Origin of the sequence: Bartonella sp. TT67HLJMS, assembly GCF_042193375.1 — a bacterium.
Classification (GTDB): domain Bacteria; phylum Pseudomonadota; class Alphaproteobacteria; order Rhizobiales; family Rhizobiaceae; genus Bartonella; species Bartonella grahamii.
The window spans coordinates 176146-200373 of sequence record NZ_JBHILP010000001.1; the positions used below are offsets into that span (position 1 = coordinate 176146).

General features: G+C 37.4%; 13 protein-coding genes. 10 read left to right on the top strand and 3 right to left on the bottom strand.

What is annotated here, in order from left to right:
- The first annotated feature begins 8 nt into the window (after positions 1-8).
- The 10 genes from ubiE to tsaE all read left to right on the top strand — a co-directional run bounded on the left by ubiE (position 9) and on the right by tsaE (position 15650).
- Positions 9-791, top strand: a complete 783-nt coding sequence (gene ubiE / locus ACFIJQ_RS00600) for a bifunctional demethylmenaquinone methyltransferase/2-methoxy-6-polyprenyl-1,4-benzoquinol methylase UbiE (protein WP_375628003.1) — start codon at positions 9-11, stop codon at positions 789-791.
- A gap of 2 nt (positions 792-793) precedes the next feature.
- Positions 794-2380, top strand: a complete 1587-nt coding sequence (ubiB, locus tag ACFIJQ_RS00605) for a 2-polyprenylphenol 6-hydroxylase (RefSeq protein WP_375628005.1) — start codon at positions 794-796, stop codon at positions 2378-2380.
- 68 nt (positions 2381-2448) lie between these two features.
- Positions 2449-3870, top strand: a complete 1422-nt coding sequence (gene coaBC, locus ACFIJQ_RS00610) for a bifunctional phosphopantothenoylcysteine decarboxylase/phosphopantothenate--cysteine ligase CoaBC (RefSeq protein ID WP_375628007.1) — start codon at positions 2449-2451, stop codon at positions 3868-3870.
- Positions 3871-5516: 1646 nt separating this feature from the next.
- Positions 5517-6236, top strand: coding sequence for a sulfate transporter family protein (locus ACFIJQ_RS00615; RefSeq protein ID WP_273787521.1), 720 nt, complete (start codon positions 5517-5519; stop codon positions 6234-6236).
- A gap of 991 nt (positions 6237-7227) precedes the next feature.
- On the top strand, positions 7228-8148 hold the full coding sequence (accD, locus tag ACFIJQ_RS00620) for an acetyl-CoA carboxylase, carboxyltransferase subunit beta (RefSeq protein ID WP_375628009.1): 921 nt from the start codon (positions 7228-7230) through the stop codon (positions 8146-8148).
- Positions 8149-8152: 4 nt separating this feature from the next.
- Positions 8153-9472 (top strand): bifunctional folylpolyglutamate synthase/dihydrofolate synthase, encoded by a 1320-nt coding sequence (locus tag ACFIJQ_RS00625; RefSeq protein ID WP_375628011.1) that lies wholly within the window; start codon positions 8153-8155, stop codon positions 9470-9472.
- Positions 9473-9514: 42 nt separating this feature from the next.
- Entirely contained in the window at positions 9515-10513 is a 999-nt protein-coding gene (locus ACFIJQ_RS00630) for a complex I NDUFA9 subunit family protein (protein WP_273787523.1), read from the top strand.
- A gap of 718 nt (positions 10514-11231) precedes the next feature.
- Entirely contained in the window at positions 11232-12629 is a 1398-nt protein-coding gene (gene ahcY / locus ACFIJQ_RS00635) for an adenosylhomocysteinase (RefSeq protein WP_375628013.1), read from the top strand.
- 33 nt (positions 12630-12662) lie between these two features.
- Complete coding sequence (locus ACFIJQ_RS00640) at positions 12663-15128, top strand: PAS-domain containing protein (RefSeq protein ID WP_375628015.1); 2466 nt, start codon at positions 12663-12665, stop codon at positions 15126-15128.
- Between the two features lie 51 nt (positions 15129-15179).
- Entirely contained in the window at positions 15180-15650 is a 471-nt protein-coding gene (gene tsaE / locus ACFIJQ_RS00645; RefSeq protein WP_273787526.1) for a tRNA (adenosine(37)-N6)-threonylcarbamoyltransferase complex ATPase subunit type 1 TsaE, read from the top strand.
- 776 nt (positions 15651-16426) lie between these two features.
- On the opposite strand, the gene trxA is transcribed toward tsaE, so the two are convergent.
- The 3 genes from trxA to addB all read right to left on the bottom strand — a co-directional run bounded on the left by trxA (position 16427) and on the right by addB (position 23524).
- Complete coding sequence (gene trxA, locus ACFIJQ_RS00650; RefSeq protein ID WP_273787527.1) at positions 16427-16750, bottom strand: thioredoxin; 324 nt, start codon at positions 16748-16750, stop codon at positions 16427-16429.
- Positions 16751-16925: 175 nt separating this feature from the next.
- Positions 16926-20402, bottom strand: coding sequence for a double-strand break repair helicase AddA (addA, locus tag ACFIJQ_RS00655; RefSeq protein ID WP_375628018.1), 3477 nt, complete (start codon positions 20400-20402; stop codon positions 16926-16928).
- Between the two features lie 2 nt (positions 20403-20404).
- The gene (gene addB, locus ACFIJQ_RS00660; protein ID WP_375628020.1) at positions 20405-23524 is read right to left on the bottom strand and encodes a double-strand break repair protein AddB; all 3120 of its coding nucleotides are present in this window, start codon (positions 23522-23524) and stop codon (positions 20405-20407) included.
- Positions 23525-24228 lie beyond the last annotated feature (704 nt).

The following is a 24228-nucleotide window of genomic DNA, read 5'->3' on the forward strand; positions in this document are numbered from 1 at the left end:
TCATACACATGGCAGTTGAAACAGAACGTGTAGGAGCCAAGGGTGGCATGGAGCACTCTTTTGGTTTTACAAGAGTAGATGAAACACAAAAACAATCCATGGTGGATGGTGTGTTTCATTCTGTTGCTGAAAATTATGACAAGATGAATGATATCTTATCCTTAGGGCTACACCGTGTGTGGAAAAATTCCATGATTGCTTGGCTTTCCCCACCAGCACTTTCTCATTGGAAAGTTCTTGATGTCGCTGGTGGTACAGGTGATATTGCTTTTCGTATTCTTAATGCTTCACGCCAAAAAGCCCATGCTACAGTGCTTGATATTAATGGCTCAATGCTCAGCGTTGGCAAAAAACGCGCACAAAAAAATGGTCTTTCTCCTCTGATTGATTTTGTTGAAGCCAATGCAGAAAATCTACCTTTTGAAGATCAAAGCTTTGACGCTTACACTATTGCTTTTGGAATTCGCAATGTTCCTCATATTGATCAAGCTCTTAGAGAAGCTTTTCGTGTTTTAAAGCCCGGTGGACGTTTTTTATGTTTAGAATTTTCAAATGTCGAGATGCCTTGGCTCGATAAAATTTATGATCTTTGGTCTTTCCATGCTATCCCTAAGCTTGGTCAATTTATTGCAAATGATGGTGATGCTTATCGTTATTTGGTTGAATCTATCCGCAAATTTCCTAAGCAAGATGATTTTGCCCATATGATCAAGCATGCAGGATTTTCGCGGGTATCGTACCGCAATCTCACCGGTGCGATTGCAGCGCTGCATTCAGGTTGGAAAATTTAAAAATGGTGCAAATTTCCCCTTACTTTCAATTGATGCGTGCAGGATGGGTTTTAGCACGTGAAGGTGTTTTTAGTGCTCTTCCTCATGATGATCTTCAAGGATTTCCAGCGCTATGTCATCGTATAGCAAGTGCATTAGCACGACGCAAAACGAAAAAAAAACAGCGATCTGAAAATATTTCGTATGCCATTAATAAGCTTGGCCCCTCTTACATAAAACTTGGTCAATTTCTTGCCACAAGACCTGATATTGTTGGGCGTGATATTGCGGAAGATTTGTCACAACTACAAGATCGTGTCCAAACATTTTCTTGCACTGCCGCTGTTGCTCAAATTGAAAGTTCTCTTGGTCGCTCTATCGATGATTTATTCATAAATTTTTATCCCCCCATTGCTGCCGCTTCTATTGCTCAAGTTCACCCAGCTGAATACAGTGATGAAACTGGTCATAAGAAAAAATGTGCTGTAAAAGTTATTCGTCCTAATATCAGAGCACGTTTTTCTAAAGATCTTAGAGGATTCTATCTCATTGCTCACTTACAAGAGCGCTATATCCCTGCCTCTCGAAGGCTTCGTCCTGTTCGTGTGGTGGATACTTTAGCACAAACAACACGCCTTGAAATGGATTTACGGTTAGAAGCAGCAGCTATATCTGAAATGGCTGAAAATATTCAACATGATACAGGCTTTCGGGTTCCGCGTATTGACTGGGAACGGACAGGACGTAATGTTCTCACAATGGAATGGATTGATGGTATCAGAATATCCGAAATTTCCAAACTCAAAGAAGCAGGATTTGATTTGCAGGCGCTTGCCATTACGCTTATTCAATCTTTTCTTCGTCATACATTGCGTGATGGTTTTTTTCACGCCGATATGCATCCTGGTAATTTATTTGTAGATGCAAAAGGATGTATTGTTGCTGTTGATCTGGGCATTACAGGAAGACTTGGCAAAAAAGAAAAGCATTTCCTTGCTGAAATTCTTTACGGCTTTATTACCCGCGATTACCATCGGGTTGCACGCGCCCATTTTGAAGCAGGTTATGTTCCTTCATACCATAATATTGAAAGCTTTGCGCAAGCTAACCGCGCTATTGGCGAACCAATACACGGACAATCAGCACAAAGCATTTCCATGGCTAAATTGCTTACTTTATTGTTTGAAGTCACTGAATTATTTGACATGCAAACGCGACCTGAACTTTTATTGCTGCAAAAAACGATGGTTGTCGTGGAAGGTGTTGCCCGCACATTAGACCCCACTTTTAATATGTGGAAAGCTTCTGAACCTGTTGTCAAAGAATGGATTAGTAAAAATTTAGGGCCCGTAGGCGTTGTAAAAGACTTTAGTGAAGGAGCGCAAGCTCTCCTTTCGCTGGCACGCAAAACACCACAATTGGTTCAAAATTTCCAACGGATAGAAGAAGATTTCGATCAAATGAGAAAAACAGGTTTTAATCTTTCTCCTGCCACCCTCAAACAACTTGCTGTCGAACAAAGTCGTAGAAACCGTTATGGTCGTTATAGCCTTTTCATCATTGCGCTTTGTTGCGTTTGTCTCACTTTTTACTTTTTTCATCTTTTCTAATTTCCTTAATATGCTAAAAATATCAACAATGAAATCATTGCAATCATTTTATTTCTTGGAGGTATTTTATGGCCAGTATTACTATTCGTAACCTGTCTCCTGAAACCAAAGAAGCTTTGCGCATACGCGCCGCGCAAAATGGTATTTCTATGGAAGAAGAAGTCCGACGCCTTTTAAGCAATCCCACTCCTTTCACCACACAACTCTCTCATACTAGTGCTGTTGAAGTGCAATCATTGAAATCAAAATCTCTCCTTCTTATTATTGGGGGAAGTATTGCATCCTATAAAGCACTTGATTTGATTCGCCGTTTACAAGAACGTGGAGCACACTTAAAAGTTGTGATGACAAAAGCAGCGCAAAAATTTATTACGCCTTTAGCCGCTGAAGCTTTAAGCGGTGGTACTGTATATACTGATTTATTTTCACGCGAAGAAGAACACGATATTGGACATATCCGATTAGCACGTAATGCTGACCTTATTATTTTAGCCCCTGCTACAGCCAATCGCATTGCAAAAATAGCCAATGGCATAGGAGATGATCTGGCTGATTGCATCCTTTTAGCGGCACGCTGTCCACTCTTAATTGCACCCGCTATGAATCCGTCCATGTGGGCGCATTCAGCCACTATTCGCAATGTTGCACAACTGCGCGCAGATGGCGTTCATATCATTGGACCAGAAATCGGAAATATGGCTGAACGTGACGAGATAGGATATGGGCGCATGAGCGAACCTTTAACGATTGTCGCTACCATAGAGGCTCTTTTGAATGTGCATGAAAAACCTCTCTCTGACCGCCATTTCATCGTTACCTCTGGCCCTACCCATGAACCAATTGATCCGGTGCGTTATCTTGCTAATCGGTCTTCAGGCAAACAAGGTCATGCCATCGCAACCGCTCTTGCGCATTTGGGTGCAAAAGTAACACTTATTTGTGGACCTGTTAATCTTGCAGACCCACAAGAAGTAAAAACCATTCATGTTGAAACAGCACAACAGATGTTACAAGCCGTTCAAACCGCATTGCCTGCTGATGGTGCCATTTTTGTCGCCGCTGTTTGTGATTGGCGCAGTCAAACGCAGTCTTTACACAAAATTAAAAAGAATGCTCATAAAATACCACCATCCCTTCATATGGTCGAAAATCCTGACATTTTAGCAACGATTGGACACGCTCCAAATCGCCCCTCATTGGTCATTGGTTTTGCTGCTGAAACATGTGATATCATTGCCAATGCGCAAAAAAAATGTGTTGAAAAAGGAGCTGATTTCATTCTTGCTAATGATATTTCTCTTCAACTAGATGGCACAAGTGTCATGGGTGCTGATACAAATCAAGTTTATCTCGTGAGTAAGGAAAAAGTTGAACAATGGCCCCATATGAGTAAACAACACGTAGCGCAAAAATTAGCAAACATGATTGTATCATTTTTTGCCCCCCAGACACCTACTCCTCATGAGGAAAATATACCCCATTTCAAATAATAACTCTTCAAATGCATTCATATTAAAACACCTTATAAAATAGAACTAACAATAGGTGTCTATCTATCTCGATTAGTATACAATGTTTTGAGTTATAATGATCATCTAGCGTTGTTCATATTAAATTAGAATCCCGAATATCGTAAGATTCTCTCATTTCAAATCTCTCTCATGTTGAATCAATAAAAACCATTTTCTTGCACGTTGCAAAGAAGGATAGCCGTATGAATACAAAACGTTTAAGAAAGAACTAAAAACGCTTATAATGGACCGTCTCAAGAACAGAGCTGTCGAGCAATACTGAGAGAATGATGGTGCCCGCCGTGCTCTTTTATCCCGCCGTGCTCTTTTATTAAGTGTAAAGATAGTGGTGCCCTATAAGTTTTATATTATTCACGAGAGCTTTACCCTTATACCATTCACAAGCACTGTTGGGAAATGGGTGTGACGAGCGTTGGGAAATGTTTCTTTAAAAAATTCTATTTCACCCATAGCCATCATAAAAAGTAGGATCTATTGCACCTCTGTTTCCCCAGCTTATAAAAAACAAGCTATTATTTACTTTGCCTACCATCAATTTTGAGAAAGCTCTTGCACTGGATAGAGTTTATAAAAGCATTTTCTTTCTTCAATGTTTTTATCCCCATATTAGTCCTATTTATGATGTGCAAATAAATGCTTTTGATTGTTTCATGATGAGAGCAGCTAATAAGAAAATATGACAACTTTACTTGGGGCTCTTATTCACTATGAAAAATAATGTATAAATCAATGTATTATAACATCTCAATGCAATTTGAAGCATATCTCACACTGACGCTCATAAAGAATGTAAACAAAATTCATTGCACCACTGTCTATAAGTTTATGAAACTGACGCCTTTATTATTTTCCTCAGAGATCGGTCTTTAAAATTAAATGTGTGTGTCCTCTCTCCAGCATACCAAGACCACAAAGACTAGAATTTGATCCATGATATCCTCACATTGTGATGTTTCATGAGAAGCATTTTTAGTCCTTTATCGAAAGCTTTGTATCCATACATTGGTCTCGCCTATAATGTGCAAGTAAATAATTTTTTGATGTTGAATAAAGGCTTTGAAATTAAAGAATATTTCTATATTTTGGATTCTTATTCAAGTTGAAAATGATCAATTCTCTTCATAAATTAGTGGTGTTATTATCTAAAAATTATTTGATACAGTGCACCACTTGTATGAAAAGTGCTTCAATGAATTCTTACTTCATTGCACTTATAGCTTTTAAAATTCAAAATCTCATCATTTTTAATCATCAGTGGTGTCTCCCACTCTTTGCTTCTTCTCAAGAAATTACCCTTCCATGGGATATGGACGGTCAATCGCCTAAGCTTATTTTTTTCCACTTCTATCATATAAACGCAATAACCTACACTCTGTACAAAAATATTAAAAATTTCTTCTACAACAGCTGCTTTTTAAATTCTTCTTGATTTTTAAAAATCAAAATTTCTATCTATTCAAACTTTATTTTAAACAAAGAAGCCTTAGCCGTTTTTATAATGTTCTTGAAAAGAAATCTTGTAATTCAAAAAAGAAAAAACTACACCGTACATTCTTTAAATATATTTCTTGTTTTTTTTGCTTCTTTCCTTAGTTTATTAATTTATGATTTTTACTGCTGCCTATCGTGCTTTACAACGTCTTCTGACCTCGCAATATAGTATTATGATACTGAAAGCATTGGGGATTACTTTTTTCATTCTCGCCATTTTATGGTTATGTGTGCACCAACTTTTTGTGTCTTACTTTTGGCCCTGGATTGCTCAGTTTCTTCCTGGACTCCCTAGTTGGGCGGGATGGATTGGTTTTAGCATGCTTATCATTTTTAATCTTGGTTTGGCTCTTTTGTTGGCTTTTTTGATTGCACCAATCGCAGCTATGATTGGTGGTTTTTTCATTGACTCTGTTGCTGAAATCATTGAAAAAGAGGATTATCCAAACGAGCCTATTGGACAAGCTTTGCCATTTCAGCGTTCTCTTATCATTTCCTTTAAATTTGTTATTTTAAGCCTTCTTGGTAATGGAATTGCTTTTATTTTATTCTTCATACCAGGTATTAATTTAATCGCTTTTTATGTTATTAATGGTTATTTGCTTGGTCATGAATATTTCTTGTTTGCTGCTTATCGTTTTCGAACAGAGCAAGACGCACGTGCTTTTTTACATACTCATTATACAACGGTTTTTGGTGCAGGATTATTGATAGCGCTTTTTGTTTCGATTCCAATTCTTAATTTAGCAACACCGCTTTTTGCAGCCGCCTTTATGACATATTTACACAAAATGCTTTCCCAAAAGACCATGGTACGCATTACACAAAAATAATGTTACTTGACTTTAAGGCTAATAAAACTTGCCAGCCAAAGAAAGCATAATATAAAATTTTATGCTTTATCTTTTATTAAAGTAATGTATTGATTTATAATGATAATTTATCGTTTCACAACATGAGTGAAAAACTTAAATATCATGAGGCTTTCTCATTTTAATCCTATTCATATTGGATCAATTGAAATCGTTTGTTAATATGTCATAAACGGAGGTGGTGTGTGGATAAAGGTACTTTCAAAAAGGCGTGAAATATCTTTTATGAATCCTCTCAATGCAAACATTATCGTCACATTAAAAATGGAAAAGAGTATGATGGTATCGATTTGTACCTTCTATTTCAGTAAAAATGAAGAGCATAATGTATTTTATACCATTCATGGAGAGTATATGCTCTTCTGAAAACCGTCATAAGAGAGTTTTGGAGATTATTGAAAAATGTCTTTGTAAAACAAGCACATGAATGAGTAATATAATAGCATTTTTGAGGGTATTCTATTTTAATTGTGAAAAGCGCGCGCTTTAAAGAAACCTTTTGAAAAAAATCTTGCTCTGATGTTAGCGTTTCGCTAATATGGTGTTATCGTATACATTATCTTAAATGGATTATTTTAGCCTTATTAACGCCTTATATTATAAGGTTTCTTTTCTTCAAAGCCGTTGATACAAATGATTAATTGGATATTCATTTTTATTAAAAAATAAGGGGTTTGTTAACCATCGCAAGAAGTGAATTTTAATACCAAAATAAAAAATAAAAACATGTAAGTTCTTAAACTTACGACAAATTTTTTATAGGGTATACTCTTCATAGATATGATTGTTATGATATTGGAAAATTAAAAATTAAAAAAACAAGCTATACGTACACTGATAAAAGTATTAAATGGACTCCTTTGTTCCACCGGTAAAGCAAATGTGACTGCTTAGGTTCATATTCTTTCAAATCATGCGAAAGATGTGTAATATTTAAAGGAAGGTTATAAAGATGAACTGGATTACAAATTATGTTCGTCCTAAAATTAACTCTATATTGGGGCGCCGTGAAATTCCAGAAAATCTATGGATTAAAGATCCTACCAGTGGTGAAATGATCTTCCATAAAGATCTGGAAGCTAATCAATTTGTAGCTCCCAATTCTGGCCATCATATGCGTATCAGCGCTAAAAATCGTCTCATGCATTTTTTTGATGATGGTGTTTATACAGCTCTTGAAAATCCAAAAGTTGTAACAGATCCTTTAAAATTTCGTGACGAAAAACGCTATATTGACCGGTTAAAAGATTATCGTTCTAAACTTGGTGTTGATGATAATATTTTAAGTGCACGTGGTACGATTGAAGGCTTACCAATCATTGTAACCGTTCAAGATTTCGCCTTTATGGGTGGATCACTCGGTATGGCTTCAGGAGAAGCTATTATTAAAGCTTTTGATACTGCCATTGCCGAAAGGCGCCCGTTAGTTCTTTTTTCTGCTTCTGGTGGCGCACGCATGCAAGAAGGAACACTCTCGTTGATGCAAATGCCTCGTACAACCGTAGCGATTGAAATGTTGAAAGAAGCAAAACTTCCCTATATTGTTGTGCTGACTAATCCAACCACCGGTGGTGTTACTGCTTCTTACGCCATGCTTGGTGATATTCACATTGCTGAACCTGGCGCTATGATTGGTTTTGCTGGTCCACGTGTGATTCAACAAACTATACGCGAAACCCTACCAGAAGGTTTTCAAAGTAGTGAATATCTGCTCGAACATGGTATGATTGATATGGTTGTATCACGTTTAGAAATGAAAACAACAATTGCGCGTCTTTTACGTTTGATGATGAAACGCCCTGCTGTTTTTAACCCTTCCGATCCATCCCCAACAGACTCTCAAACATCGCTTTCTACAACAAAAGCAGCTTAAATTTATGCAACAAAACCAGATACAAAGGGTGGTGGATGATTTACTAAAAAATTATCCGAAAAAATTTGATCTTTCTTTAGAGCGTATTATTCACCTTTTAGAGCGTCTTGGTAATCCACATTTAAAACTTGCCCCTATTATTCACATCGCTGGAACAAATGGCAAAGGATCTGCCTCAGCGATTTGCCGTGCTCTTTTAGAAAGTGCAGGATACTGCGTTCATGTCTATAGCTCACCTCATCTCGTCAACTGGAATGAACGCTGCCGGTTAGGTCAAAAAGGGGGTGGTCAACTTGTTACAGAAAACCAATTGGCTGAGACAATCCGTGAAATTATAAAAGTAAATCGTCAAGAGCCGATTACTATTTTTGAAATTTTTACAGCCGCTGCCTTTATGCTGTTTAGTACACATCCAGCTGATGTTGTCATTTTAGAAGTTGGGTTGGGAGGGCGTTTTGATGCTACCAATGTCATTAACAAACCAGCTGTATCGCTTATTATGCCCATTGATTATGATCATGAGAACTTTCTTGGAAACACAATTGCTCAAATCGCTTTTCAAAAGGGGGGAATTATCAAACCAAATGTTCCAGTAGTCATCGGGAAGCAAAATTATGAAGAAACTCTTGCTACTTTAACACCCCTTGCCGATAAAAATAAAGCACCTTATTCTCTATTTGATCAAGATTATCAAAGTTATAAAGAACATGGACGTATGGTTTTTCAAAACAATCAAGGTCTCATGGATCTTTCACTTCCTAACCTTATTGGAGACCACCAAGTTGCCAATGCTGGCGCATCTCTTGAAGCAGTTTGTCAAGCAGGTTTTCAACTTTCAGAACAAACCATAAATGACGCTTTGAAAAATATCTATTGGCCCGCACGGATGCAACATCTTATCCAAGGACATTTGGTTGATCAACTGTCTCCTAATATTGATTTATGGTTAGACGGTGGTCACAATCCTGCTGCTGGAAAAGTTATTGCAGCAGAACTTACACAATGGAGAAAAAAAACAGATCGTCCCATTATTATGATTGCTGGCATGCTCAATACCAAAGATGCTGTCGGTTATTTTCGTTCCTTAGCGAACCTTGTCGATAAAATATATACGATACCGCTGATTAACAATAATGCCAGTATCTCTCCAATAAAATTAGCTGAATCAGCGCAAAAAGCAGGAATCTTTGCTACTCCACAAGCACATCTACAAGATGCTTTGCATAAGATTAGAGCCGAATATAAAGAGGCAATTGTCCTTATTAGTGGTTCCCTTTATCTTGCGGGAGATATTTTACGTGACAATAAAACACCTCCATGCTAGAAATTGATTATTTTAAAGCTTTGAAAGATAGACTTTTTAATCATGCAACTTGATTATGCACTTTATCAACATCCTAAACTTATTACTGTTTTTGGCGGATCTGGTTTTGTAGGACGACATGTCGTTGAAACTTTGACTAAGCGGGGATATCGCGTTCGTATCGCTGTTCGTTATCCACAAAAAGCTTATTACATGCTCCAAATAGGAGAAGTAGGACAAACCCAAATGCTTAAAACGGATATCAAGCATCGTGCCTCTGTTGCACGCGCGTTGCTTGGAGCTGATGCGGCAGTGTTTTTACCTGGTAGCTTAAAACAAGCAAATCAATCGAATTTTAAAAACACACAAATTGATGGTGCTTACAATGTTGCTGAATTAACAGCACAAGCTGCTATTCCACTCATCTATATGTCAGCACTTGTGGCTAACGAGAATGCTTCATGTCTTTATGCACGTGTTAAGTTTATGGGTGAACAAATCGTTCATAACAAGCATCCTCAAGCAATTATTATCCGTCCATCCGTTATCTTTGGACCAGAGGATTGTTTCTTTAATACCTTAGCAGATTTGTCACGTTTTTTACCAATTATGCCTCTTTTTGGGGGTGGGCAAAGCAAATTGCAACCCGTGTATGTTGGTGACGTTGCTGAGTTTATCGCGCGCGCTTTAGATGGACAGGTTGCTTGGGGAAAAAATTATGATCTTGGTGGTCCCCAGATTATCACCTTTCAAAATACTCTTGAAAATATACTCAAAATTATTCACCGTAAAAAAACAATCCTATCCATGCCCCTTTCTGCTGGTCTATTGATTGGAGGAATTTTGGGAACTATCGGTAAATTGCCTTTTGTACCAACACTCGTAACAGCCAATCAGATACGTTTTTTGCAAATGGATAACATTGTTTCTAAAGAGGCTATAGAGAATGGATATACTCTAGAAGGTGTGGGAATTACCCCCAGAGCAATGGCTGCATTCTTGCCAAGTTATCTTTGGCGATTTCGTCCACATGGTCAATTTTCGCAAAACTTATTCGTCTAGAATAAATTTTTCCAAAACTGAGTTAATTATTTGATTTATAATTTATAGCTCGTTGTTAGCGATTCTGAAATCAGAATGCTCAATAGAGTAATGTTTTTGCGTTTTAAATGCTCTATTCAGTATCACAAAAAATGTTTAATCGTATACCTATAGTATTTTGATAAAAATCGTTGAAAACAGGAGAAAAGCACTTCTTATACACTGTCTTTATCCAAGAGCAGATGCAACATTGGAATCCTAAAGAACCGATTCTGAATTGCCTATTCATAAATATGATAACCTATGGCTTTGCATTATATTATTTTGGTAGAAAGCTTAATAATGAGATTAAAGTAAGGTAATACTTCCTTTTTCAACAATCGCATAAGCGAGTAGAATACAAGTATACTACTTTCGATATTATCCCATAAAAAATCGATATAAAAACTGTGAAGCAATGCACAATTTTTATTATTTAAAAGGTATTCTCTCTGGAGATTTTTAAAAGCTTTAAAGTTACGTGAAAAGGATAGAGTTTTGTTTATATAATAAGACTTATCATGAAGATCTCTTATTCTGTCAGTAACATCATTACTCAGATTCATAAATGCATATTTGTTGCACAAATTTATGGAGATTTTAAAAGAGCTTTTTCACATAAAGAAGTCCTCTTCTTGTCTTGCATTTTTTTTTAATTTCTCCTACCGTCTTGGAAAAACTTATTTTAAAGGAATAAAGAATGGCAGCTCAAGATTTTGTTGTCAAAGATATTGCACTTGCCGCTTATGGTCGTAAAGAACTTGATATTGCTGAAACTGAGATGCCTGGTTTGATGGCTTGTCGTAAGGAGTTTTCCTCTAATCAACCTTTGCGCGGAGCACGTATTTCTGGCTCATTGCACATGACAATTCAAACAGCTGTTTTAATTGAAACATTAAAAGCGATTGGCGCCGATATACGGTGGAGCTCTAGCAATATTTTTTCTACGCAAGACCATGCAGCAGCAGCTATCGCCGCAACTGGTATTCCTGTATTCGCCGTTAAGGGTGAAACATTAGAAGAATATTGGACTTATATAGATGCAATTTTCCAATGGCCAGATGGTAATCCTTCCAATCTTATTTTAGATGATGGCGCTGATGCCACAAACTATATTTTAATGGGAAGTCGTGCAGAACAAAATAAAGCTATCCTATCGCATCCCAAAACAGAAGAAGAAGAAATTTTTTTCAAACAAATACAAAAGCGTATGGATGCAACGCCAGGATTTTTTACACGACAGCGTGCAGCAATTAAAGGTGTAAGCGAAGAAACCACAACAGGTGTAAACCGTCTTTATCAGTTACAAAAAGAAGGGCTTTTGCCTTTTCCTGCTATTAATGTCAATGATAGCGTCACTAAATCAAAGTTTGATAATAAATATGGATGTAAAGAATCATTGGTCGATGGTATTCGACGTGGAACAGACGTGATGATCGCTGGTAAAACTGCCATTGTCTGTGGTTATGGTGACGTAGGAAAAGGTTCAGCAGCATCTCTTTCTGGTGCTGGGGCTCGTGTTAAAGTAACAGAAATTGATCCTATTTGCGCTCTTCAAGCAGCTATGGATGGCTATGAAGTTGTTAATTTGGATGATGCTGCTTCCAGTGCTGATATTATCATCACGACAACAGGCAATAAAGATGTTGTTCGTTTAGACCATATGCGACAAGTAAAGGATATGTGTATTCTTGGAAATATTGGTCATTTTGATAACGAAATCCAAGTCGCAGCCCTTAGAAATTTGCCATGGACAAATATTAAACCACAAGTTGATATGATCACCTTTCCCGATGGAAAACGCATCATTTTGCTCTCTGAAGGGCGTTTGTTAAACCTCGGGAATGCGACTGGGCATCCCTCTTTTGTCATGTCAGCCTCGTTTACTAATCAAGTTTTAGCGCAAATTGAACTTTTTACCCGTGCAGAACACTATACAAATGAAGTCACTGTTTTGCCTAAACATCTTGATGAAAAAGTTGCACGTCTACATCTTGATCGGTTAGGAATAAAATTAAGTGTTTTATCAGAAGAACAAGCCGCTTATATTGGAGTCACACCACAAGGACCTTATAAACCAAACCATTACCGTTACTAAACATTTCCTTGGGTTAAAAAAGGGAAAGATGTCGTGCGCAGCTTTGGTGACTATAACCCCAAAGAAAAAGCTCAAAAAATGATTCGAATCTATGCGTATATATTTTGCCTTTTTTTCTTTTTTTCTCCAACATGCGCTGTTGCTCAGCCACTGGAAGGTTATCTACCATTTTTCTTCACTTTACTAGATGGTCCATGGCTGCTTTTAGCGCTGTGTGGAGGAATTTCTTGTGCTTCACTTCTCACGTGCCTAGCTGTTATTATGCGTGCAAAAAAAACTGCACAGAAGCCTTTGAAGATAATTCAGGCAAATTTTTCTGAAAAACTTAAATATTATGAATGGCTTCTGGAAGAAACCGAGCAATTCCTTCTTATTTGGGAAAATCCAACAACCTTACCCCGTGTCGTTGGTGCCCTTTCTGCATTGCAAAAAATAGGAATCGACCAGAAAGATTTTCAGCGTTTTGAGCTCTGGGTTGAAGAAAATTCTCTGCGAGAACTTGATTATGCATTGACTCAACTACGTTGTAAATGTCACCCTTTTGATCTTTCTATCACCACCACAAACAATGTATTGCTGCAAGTTACAGGAGTCATCGCAGGAACAGTCGCTATTGCTCGTTTTCAAGATATCTCAAAACAACAGAGTGAAAATGCTCGTTTACAGAAAGATATCGCCCGCCTTCTTACTGAACTGAGAATGCAGCGTAATCTTCTTGATCTTATTCAAGAGCCCGTATGGATAAAAGATTGTGAAGGAAAAGTTTGTTTTATCAATCGCGCCTTTAGAGAAATGACAGATTTTCGTGAAGGCAGTGATGAAGTGGGGGATCTGTTCAATGAAAATACACAACGCAAAACAGATGAAACAGAAACAATTTTTCAAGAACATGTTCACACAGTTATTGATGGAGAACGACATCGTTTTCATCTCACACGTATTACAACAGCCGAAGGGATGGCAGCTTTTGCGCGTGATGACAGCGCATATGAAAATCTTGCTCATGAATTAAGTTATGTTCTTCAAAGCCATTGTGAAACACTTGACCAAATTTCAACAGCTGTAGCTATTTTTGATACAAACCAAAAATTAAAATTCTGTAATCATGCTTTTAAAATTTTATGGCCGTTGGAGACTTCCTTTTTAGAAAGTGAACCAAGCCATACATTATTTCTTGAACGTCTACGTGAAAAAGGGCTCATTGCTGAACACCCCGATTGGCGCGCATGGAAAGAAGAACTTTTTAAAGCCTATCGACAAACAGAATCGAACCAACAAATTTGGAATCTTCCAGATGGGCGTACGGTGCGTGTTATCTCGAACCCTCATCCACAAGGAGGTGTCACTTGGCTTTACGAAAACCTTACAGAAAAAATTGATCTTGAACGCCGTTATAATACACTTATTAAAATACAAGGTGAAACACTTGATAAACTTTCCGAAGGCGTGGTTGTTTTTGGTACTGATGGACGCCTTCGTTTATCGAATCCTGCCTTGTCGAAATTGTGGTCTCTTCCTTATAATTTACTGGTAGAAGGGACCCATATTACACAGTTACAAAGCCATTGTTCAGCCTTAACCTTAGGACAAGAATGGGATCAATTTACCAAATTCATTACCGGTTTTGCTGAAAAACGTGAAACATATTCAGGTCGTATAGATCTTAAAAATGATATGATTATTGACTATACTCTGGTTCCTCTTCCCGATGGACAAACAATGCTTACTTTTGTGAATGTTACAGATACTGTCCATGTTGCACGTGCTCTTCAAGAAAGAAATGAAGCATTAGAAAGTGCTGATCGTTTGCGTAATGAATTTGTCCAACATGTTTCCTATGAATTGCGTACACCTCTCACCAATATTATTGGATTTTCGGATATTTTACGTGATCAAATTTTCGGCTCTATCAATAAACGTCAACAAGAATATCTTGGGCATATTCATTCAGAATCAGGAACTCTTTTAAATATTGTTAACGATATTCTTGATCTTGCTACCCTTGATGCAGGCATTATGGAGTTGGACATAAAATCGGTTAATATTGCAGATGCTATGATACAAGCAGTAGCACGTATAGAAGATCGCCTTAATGGACGTCATATTACGCTTTTACAACAAATTTCTCCTTCCTTAAATTCCATTTCTGCTGACGAAAAACGCTTGCATCAAATTTTTGTGAATGTGCTGAGTAATGCTATTAATTTTGCAACGGAGGCGAGCACTATTGAATTTTGCGTCGATGAACAAGATGATAATATTGTCTTTAGCGTTCACAATGAAGGCTCTGATATTCCAGAAGACGTCCTTGATCGTATTTTTAAACGTTTTTCTTCTCATTCACACCATGGCGGGCGTGCAGGAGCGGGTCTTGGCCTTTCCCTTGTGAAGAGTTTCGTTGAACTACACGGTGGACATGTTGAGATTCTTACCGGTTCTGGAAAAGGAACAACAGTTAAATGTTTTTTCCCACTTCCCAAAGGAGATAAGACTTTTTAATTTCAATCTTTATTATAACAAAAATTTTTCATCCATTTCATGGAACTCTTAATGAATTTTAGTTTTTTTCTTGAAAATGAAGAGGCAACAAAGCTTTTTGCACAACATTTAACCCTTTCTTTAAAGCCGGGGGATCTTGTAACGCTGCAAGGAGATCTTGGAACTGGAAAATCAACTATTGCACGTACAATCATCCAAACACTTGCGAATGATAACACTATGGATGTTCCAAGCCCTACTTTTACTCTTGTGCAAAGCTATCAACTTCCACAGTTTGAAATTATTCATGCTGATCTTTACCGCCTTTCTATGGCAGAAGAAATTGATGAATTAGGACTTCATGAAGCTCGTGAGAAAAATATTTTACTTGTTGAATGGCCAGAAAGAAATACAGCTCTTTTAGAGCTCGCCACTTTTGCACTCACCTTACACTATAAAGAACATGGGCGTCATGTAACACTCAGATCAGCACAACATGCCATTGAACGTTTGCAACAGTCTTTTGCAATTCGTACATTTTAAAAAAACATCGACATGAGCATGAACATCATCATTTTTTAATTGATAATACCTCAATACGTACCGAAATTTGAGATGATGAACAACATAAAGAAGTCCCTCATGGATGTATCAACTATGAAGATGAGATGAAATACTGGCTCTTTTATATAACAATGACATAAATTGCAAAGGACATCCGTTAATTTATAGGAATTTATCAATTTATTTTAGAGAATGTTTTTTGCCTTTCATACTTTTAGTAAAGGCTTCAAAAAAAGTCCTTTGATTCTAGAGAATAGTGTAAGAGAATTTTAAATTGAAGTGGTAACCCTTTAGAAGAGCATTATATAACCTGTAGTGAATTGCTTGCTTCTTTCTGCTTAAAAATTGTGAACTTCAGAAAAGTAATTTGCAAAGTTTTTTCTTAAAATCTCCTTTCATGATTGCTAAGAACTCCAAACAAAAATCTCCTTATTTCTAGATTCATATTGCCTTTTTATGTGTTGAAAGCAATGTCTATCTCTATAGTCTTATTCAAGAAGAAAATACCTTTATGAAATTATCATTCACCCAATATTTTTGACGCGCATATAAGGAAAGAATTGCCTATATTCTTCATACAGGGCAATTTTTTATAAAAAATAGTCAATTGAATCATGCATAAAAGTACGAATTCTTAAATTAATTTAACATTTTGATTTTATTATCTTTTTATTATAATATAATGCAAAAAAGAATGTTTAAAAAATCAAAAGGAGAGACAAAGATTCTCTCCTTTATAGTGATTATATGTGGAATTAACTAAGCCCATCTTTTATCCATTCAGAAAGACGTCCTTTAGAGGTAGCGCCAATCATATTCGATGAAATATTTCCATTTTTAAACATTAATAATGTAGGGATAGAACGTACTCCGTATTGGGTAGCCAGTTCCGGATTTTCATCAATATTTACCTTAGCAATTTTAACTTGATTTTGCATTTCCATTGAAATTTCATCCAAAATTGGAGCAATCATTTTGCAAGGGCCACACCATTCTGCCCAAAAATCAACCACAACAGGGGTGGAAGAGGTTAGAACTTCACTTTCGAAATTGTCCTTATCAACTTTTATACACGTCATTGATTTATCCTTTATATTCACTCTTTATAGATTGGTATGATAACAATTCATATCAAGTTATTGCAAAGATAAATTATTAAAGGACTTTTTTACACCAGAGATTGTGCATTGTGTTTGTTTGGGCGATTTTATGAAAGTAAAAAAGTGTAAGGATACTTTGAAGGAAAGGAATAACTTATAAGGCAACTTCACCAAGAAATGCCTCGAGTTTTTCTGGAGAAAGCTTAAAAATTTTGGCTTCTTTACTGTAGATAAGCAGAGCTTGGATATCTTTATCAGGATGAATAGCTTGTAATAATTTTCGGTAAAGAGCCATTTGCAACCAGTGATGGGAAGCAATAGCAGCTTCATTTTCTGGCGGGGTTCCTGTTTTAAAATCGGCAAAGATGATGCTGTTTTGCGTGATGTAGAGACGGTCAATTTGACCAGAAATTGCGTGTTCTTTTCCACGAATTTTTACAATACCCATTAAGGAAACCTCAGCACGTGAATGCTCAGAAAAAAGGGGCTTGAGGTAAACATGATCTAATATTTTCCAAACATGGCGAAGAGCATCTTCTCTTTGGCTCTCATACCAATGAGAGGCTTTGATATTAAGATAGTTTCGAGCATAGTCTCGACGTTTTTGTGGGGGGTAATCGGGTAAATATTGTAATAATCGGTGAACGATATTACCATATTCAATGGAAAAAGCTCTGTTAGTGTTTGTTTCTCCTAAAACAGGGGAGATGGTAAGCTGTTTTGGACTTGAGGACAGCTCTGTATCAGCTTCAATGGCAAGGCTCGCGACTGAGGGTTTTAACGGTTTTGGTAGCACTGGCTCTTCTGGTACTTTATGGGAGAAAAAAGCAGGCAAAGGTGGTAAGGTTTGGCATTCAGCGCAAGGGACTTTTGGGTTTATAGAAGCAGAAGAAGAAGGTGTAATACAATAACGCCAAGCTGCAATATCTTCCGCAGAATCTTTTATAGCAAGAGCATGCGGTTCGAGGGCTTTTTTTACCAGTTGTAACCATGTATGAGATGGCGTTTTCTGTCCTTTATATCCACAAATAAACAAGCGATCTTCAGCGCGTGTCATTCCTACATAAAGAAGGCGCCTATATTCTTCTTCTGCACGCTCTTTTAAGTGTGAAATTGCTTGTTTAGAGAGTTTTGTATCAAACTTTTCATTGGGACGCCAAATAAAGGCTTGTTTTCCGTTCCATTTTGCATTGTTTAAAGGAACTTTAAGCAAGTGAGGCGCATGCTGAGGATGCCAAATCGCACTACCAGGATCAACTAAAAACACAATAGCAGCCTCTAGTCCTTTTGCAGCATGAACAGTCATGATGCGGATTTCTTCATTATTTTGTTCAAATTCACGTTTAATTTCTGGTTCGCTTGCACTTAATGTTTCTAAAAAAGCTTGTAATCCTGGTAATCCTGTTTTTTGAATAGTAAGCGTATAATCCATAAAAGCATCGAGCACATCATTTGCTTCAGATCCTAAACGAGACAGAATTTTTTGTCTTCCCTTATCATTATTCAAAATATGGCTATAAAACTCGAAAACCGGTATTTTATCCACTAAAGCGCGATAATGGTTTAGCTTTTCAAAAGCATCTTTAAAAGATGCCTGCGATGATGCGTGCGTAAATAAGCTTTGCCAAAGAGAGCCGGTGCGGTGTGCAGCAAGCTGATAGAGTTCCTCTTCACTAAGAGCAAAAAGGGGGCTTTTTAAAACACAAGCAAGAGAAAGATCATCTTGTGGCTGCAAAACAAAACGCGCAAGCGCCATTAAATCACGGATACTAATATGTTTGGTAAGCTGTAAACGATCAGCCCCTGCTACGGGAATATTGCGGTGTTTAAAAGCACGAGAAAGAGCTGAGACAAATTGATCACGTTTACGAACCAAGATCATAATATCACTTGCACGTATTAAGCGTCCTTTTGCTGGAAGCATTTCACCTTTTTGTAACCAGTTGGCAATAGTTTCAGCAATTTTTTCTGCTAAACGAACTTCAGGGGTATCTAAATGATCAACGCTTAAATGCCAATCATGGGGAAATTCACTCGTTTCTTGGGAAATAGCATCCCATATAACAACTTCACCAGGACTGTTAACACGAATAGCTTCATGCACCGTTTTTGTATTTTCTGCCGAAAGTCCTTTGTAGTTTTCTGGTGTTTCAAAAACAATATCAACGCTTTTAAGAACATCCGCTGTAGAACGAAAAGAGTAATGCAGTTGTATTTTTTCAAATTGCTGATTTGTTTGCTGCACTTTTTTTTGAATGATTCGTCCATTTTCAGCAAAATTTTCTGGAGCTGCGCCTTGAAAAGAATAAATAGATTGCTTTTCATCTCCAACAGCAAAAAGAGTCCGTATATTTGTTCGTTGGCTATAACCTGAGAAAAACTCTTGTGCCAACAGTTGAATAATTTGCCATTGCTCAGGATTAGTATCTTGTGCTTCATCAAGTAGAATGTGATCAAGACCACGATCAAGTTTATAATGCACCCATTGGCTTGCACCTTTACGCTGTAATAAATGAAGTGTACGCTCAATAAGATCGTCAAAGTCTAAGAAGCCATTAGCCTTTTTTAGATTCGTATAGATTTTGAGATAAACAGCACATAACTGAAAAGCAGCCATATTGAGAGTAGCAACTTTTGCACATTGATATTTCTCTAAAAGAATAGAAAGCTTGTTTTGTTTATCTTCAAGCATTTGTTGAATAAAGGGCCAAATTTGGTCTGACTTTTTACGAGATAAATGTGAAAACTTACGTGGCTCACCTTTTATTGTAAAATAAATATCAGAAATAATATTGAGAATATTTGTCTCATCATGCACCTTTTCTAATTGGGAAAGTTTTTCCACCATATCCTTGCAGCTTTGACTGCCATTGGTTTCACAATGGTTAAGAGCATAAAGAGGAAGGCGCGCTGTCTGTTTAATTTGTTCCAATAGACATTGGTTTGTTTCATCTGGCGCTAAGTTAAAAAGTGCACGCAATTTTTCTTCTCCATTTTCAGATAGAAGAGAAGATAAAAAATCAGATAATTTATGTTGATTTTCCGTTGCTTCATAGAGCAATTGATTAAAAGTATGTTCGCTAATAACTTTAAATAACTGTTGCAAAGCAGGCTGTACATCACGACGAGCTAAAAGTTGGCGACGAGATTCTTGTAGTAATTTTTTTCGACTGATATCATCGGGAAGTTCAAAATGCCCTGCAATATTGGCTTCTAACATGAATTGATGCAAGAGAGATTCACAAAAAGCATGAATCGTTTGGATTTTTAAGCCACCAGGCGTTTCAAGGGCACGCGCGAAGAGTTGTCGTGCATAAGTTAGTTTTTGCGCATTAACAGGTTTTTTTTCAAACCGTGTTAAGGTTTCCTGCAGCTGCGCATCATCGAGTTCACTCCAACTGGAAAGCGTACGAAAAATTCGTGATTGCATAACAGCAGCAGCAGCTCTTGTATAAGTAAGGCATAAAATACGTGCTGGAGGCGTACCGTTTAAAAGCAAACGGATAACACGTTCACTTAAAACATGGGTTTTTCCAGATCCAGCATTTGCAGAAACCCACACGTTTTTTTGGGGATGTGTTGCCGTTGCTTGTGCATCAAGAGCGGCTTCAGGAATAGAAAAAATCGTCATGATTACTCTTCTTTATGAAAACCACTTGACCATTCCCACAACCGAGCCAAATGGTCGTAGTCACCTTCATATCGTTTTGACATGGGGACAGCATGTGAGAGATAGCCTTGTTGTGGATTTTGATAATAAGTTATGAGTGCGATAAGGTTTTCCCATGCATTTTCACCAAGATTAACAGCACTTAGGTGAATTTTTCCGTCTTTTTTCTTTAAAAGAATTGATTGGGATTTAATTTCACCTTTTTTGTTAAGGGGAATGTAAAATAAATTTGAGGGAGTAAAATCTTGAAAATCTGGGAATCCCCCTTGTATGAGTAAAGCTGTTTCTAAAGCCAATTGCGGAAATAATAATTCACGAACTTGTTTTGATGAAGGAGGGGTACCGGTTTTGAAATCTAGAATTTCAACTGTTTTATCTGGCAAAACATCAAGACGATCAGCACGTCCTGAAAGGGTTACCCCTGTTGTTCCTATAGGGATTTTTTGTGATACCACTTCCGAATATCGCTCTCGCAGTCCTAAACTTTGTTCCCATTGAATAAGGCGTGGAGCAAGATTTTCAAAACTATTCCACCAAATTACTTCAATGTCGGGTGGAAAATTGAATTTATCAAACTCTTTACGTCCAATAGAAAGCAGTGCATTGAGTGCATTTGCAGCATTTGGATTTTTTATTTGTGTGCAAAAGGCTGCAAGAATAGCGTGATAAAGTGTTCCACGTTCTGAAGCGCTAGGATCATGAATAAGTTCTTTAAGTGGTTTGAGCCGTAAAATTTTTTTAGCATAAATAGCATAAGGATCATACCGCAATGTTTCTATTTCAGTGACTGAAAAATGTCGCGGGCGTATATCAAGAGGTGGAGCAGGGCAAGGACGTTCCACCTCAGAAGTTATGCTTGTATGATCAAGCATCTTTGCCCAATGGCGTAGTATTTCACCTCGTTCACGGATTTTTTTCCAAACCTGTTTTCCTACAACTGTTTCCATGCGTTGTAGCCAGCGAGAAGGAATGGAGGGTGTATGATTAACGCGCAATGCGCGACTCATCACCACTTTATCCATTCCCATCGCCCATTGAAAATCATGCGCGGAAAGACCAATCCGCTGCTCTGGTGGTTCCAGAGTTAACATCATTTTCATCGGTCGCGATAAAAAAGCATCATTTCGGGTTGATATCGGCCATGACCCTTCATTAAGACCGCCGATGACCACTGTATCAACTGTTTGCAAACGTGATTCCAAAGTACCCCAGATGAATAAACGTGGATGTCCTCCAGGCGAAGGTGTGACGGAACGGGTTGCTATTATGGCAGAAAACATAGCAGGCCATTCGCAAAGATGAAATGTTAATCCTGATTGATCACTGACCAATTCACGTAAAAATTTTGATAGGGCTTGTCCTGCTTCGTGTTGATAAAGATGTGCAAGAGAATTATCCTCATTGCGACCAAAATTTTCAAAAACCTCAACAGTTGCTATCGCAGCTTCGTTGATGGTGCATTCTTTCTCTTTTTTCATAAGAGATGTTAAAGGTTCAACAGCTTTCCTCAAAAGATGACAAAGGAAACGTGCTTCTTCACATTTCTGCTGATCAAGAGCGTTGATTTCAGAACTATTATGAAAGTATGTTTCAATCCATTTTTCAAGAAATTGATCACATTCGCAAAGATTGATGCGCCCTGTATTTCCTCGAAGAATAAAAAGTTCAAAATTTTCTGCCACTTCGCGTAAACGATGACGGTTTTGTTGGAGTGTTGTCAGTGGATGTTTAAGAAGAGAAAGAAAAGCAATGGGATCATCGGGTTGCAACACATTTTCTAAAATAAGCCGTAAGAGAGTTACAGGCAATGTTTGTGCAAGTGGTATTCCGCCTGAATCATTTGCTTCAATTCCAAATCTCTGTAATTCCACAGCAACACGGCGTGCTAAATTACGGTCATTTGTAATAAGGGCCGCAGTTTTTTGGGGTTCTTCAATAGCTTTGCGTAAGGTAATAGCTATAGCGAGAGCTTCTTCACGTTCATTTATAGCTTCAATAAATGACCAATCTGCACAAAGATTTTCATAATCATCACGGACAATTTGTATCCATTTATCTGTTGTAGAAGCTGGTCGGAGTGCTTCTGATAAAAGAGCCATTCGTCTTTTCTTTGTTATACTTTGTTGGCCAATTTCGCAAACATGATGACGTTGACACTCCATGAGAGTTAGAAGTTTTTTTAAATGATATTGAGGATGGCTAAAAACATTTTCTGCAGGATCAAAAAAATCACAAGCTGTTTTTTCTTTATGGCTTGTGCTTAGTGCATTCCATTGTTCTTCATCCATATGAAGATCAAGGCCAGGAAGAACAACAGCCCCTTTTGGCAAAGAAGCTATAACCTTTAAAAGATGAGAAACTGCAGGCATAGAACCTGACACACCAGCTGCAATGACCGGTTTATCAGGCGGCATACGTCGTAAAGTCTCTGCATGCATTGTGAGTGCTTGATTACGCCATTCAGCGGGATTACTTCGTTGTCTTTCTGTCAAGATTTTTGGCCAATTTTGCGTAACAATAGTCAAGAAATCGAGCGTTATTTGCCACCATTCAGCGACTATATCAGGTGCAATATTTTTAAGTTTTGACCAGTCTGCTCCTTCTGTTTCAATTTCGTCCATCAAGTGTGCTAAATCTTGCGCAAGCCAAATCGCATCAGCACTATGAGCCGGAATAAGCACATCTTCTGTGCCAAACATGGCACGCAGATGCGCAGGTAAATTTTCACGCCATGGACGAATAAGGCGTGCTAAAAGTAAAAGACGTTCGCTTTCTCCAATAGGCGGATCGAGAGCGCTGGTATGATTTTCCAAAAAAAGGAAACTGTCTTCATCTACATCTCCTAGAGCACGAATGGTTGGCAAGAATGTTGACTGTGTATCACTTCTTTCAACAAAGGCTAAACGCAAAGCGCGAGCAGCACGACGTGTCGGAACATAAATAAGGCTATCGGCAAGGGCAGTTTGAATATCTCCACTGGAAGCGAAATTATCAATAAGGCTACCAGAGAGTAATGCATCAACAAAGTGAGGCAAAAAAGCAGTTCCCGGAGAAATAGAAAAGACACGCGGTTTATAGGTCATATGATCTCATATTTGGGATAACAAATTTCAGCTTATTGATTATTTGTATTATTTTGACTGTATACAATATTTATACAAGGAAAAACTGAAAAGCTATATTTATACAGCAGATTTTTTATTTTAGATTTAAAAAATCAGTTTCATAAATAATACTTTCGAATCCCATAAAAAGCTTGGAAAAAAATAATAATATTTCCACCTTTCACAGCGAAAATAGATTACTTTGATAAAGAGAGTTTTGCAAAAGTTTATCGTGCAAGTCTCTATCTAGAATCACATCCCTTACGCAAAATAGAATGCCCCAAATATCATTATGTTGCAATTTTATATGTTTGTTTTTAAAGAGACATCTTTCATTGTACTTGAGCTTACCCCGTAATGTCGTCCCATAAATAATATAAATGAATACTATAACGTAAACTTCCATGAATGGGATAAGATACACCATACACCACCATCGTTACATAACAACACAACAAACCACCATCATCACTTTTTTACCCTCACCCAATATTTTGAAAGCTCTTGGCTATAGAGAAGATTTATAAGAGGCTTTGTATTTCTTGCTTCAAGTGTTTTACGCACACATCAATCCTACTTATGACATGCAAACAAATGATTTTGATTGTTTCAATATAAGAAACTTATAATATTCAGATTTTTAACCCAATATAAAAAATGATAAATTATCATTATAAATCAAA

Coding starts and splice junctions, on each gene's coding strand:
- ACFIJQ_RS00630 (WP_273787523.1), top strand. CDS start 9,515: ATGCAACTTGATTATGCACTTTATCAACATCCTAAACTTATTACTGTT.
- addB (WP_375628020.1), bottom strand. CDS start 23,524: ATGACCTATAAACCGCGTGTCTTTTCTATTTCTCCGGGAACTGCTTTT.
- tsaE (WP_273787526.1), top strand. CDS start 15,180: ATGAATTTTAGTTTTTTTCTTGAAAATGAAGAGGCAACAAAGCTTTTT.
- ahcY (WP_375628013.1), top strand. CDS start 11,232: ATGGCAGCTCAAGATTTTGTTGTCAAAGATATTGCACTTGCCGCTTAT.
- coaBC (WP_375628007.1), top strand. CDS start 2,449: ATGGCCAGTATTACTATTCGTAACCTGTCTCCTGAAACCAAAGAAGCT.
- ACFIJQ_RS00625 (WP_375628011.1), top strand. CDS start 8,153: ATGCAACAAAACCAGATACAAAGGGTGGTGGATGATTTACTAAAAAAT.
- trxA (WP_273787527.1), bottom strand. CDS start 16,750: ATGACGTGTATAAAAGTTGATAAGGACAATTTCGAAAGTGAAGTTCTA.
- accD (WP_375628009.1), top strand. CDS start 7,228: ATGAACTGGATTACAAATTATGTTCGTCCTAAAATTAACTCTATATTG.
- ubiB (WP_375628005.1), top strand. CDS start 794: ATGGTGCAAATTTCCCCTTACTTTCAATTGATGCGTGCAGGATGGGTT.
- addA (WP_375628018.1), bottom strand. CDS start 20,402: ATGACGATTTTTTCTATTCCTGAAGCCGCTCTTGATGCACAAGCAACG.
- ubiE (WP_375628003.1), top strand. CDS start 9: ATGGCAGTTGAAACAGAACGTGTAGGAGCCAAGGGTGGCATGGAGCAC.
- ACFIJQ_RS00615 (WP_273787521.1), top strand. CDS start 5,517: ATGATTTTTACTGCTGCCTATCGTGCTTTACAACGTCTTCTGACCTCG.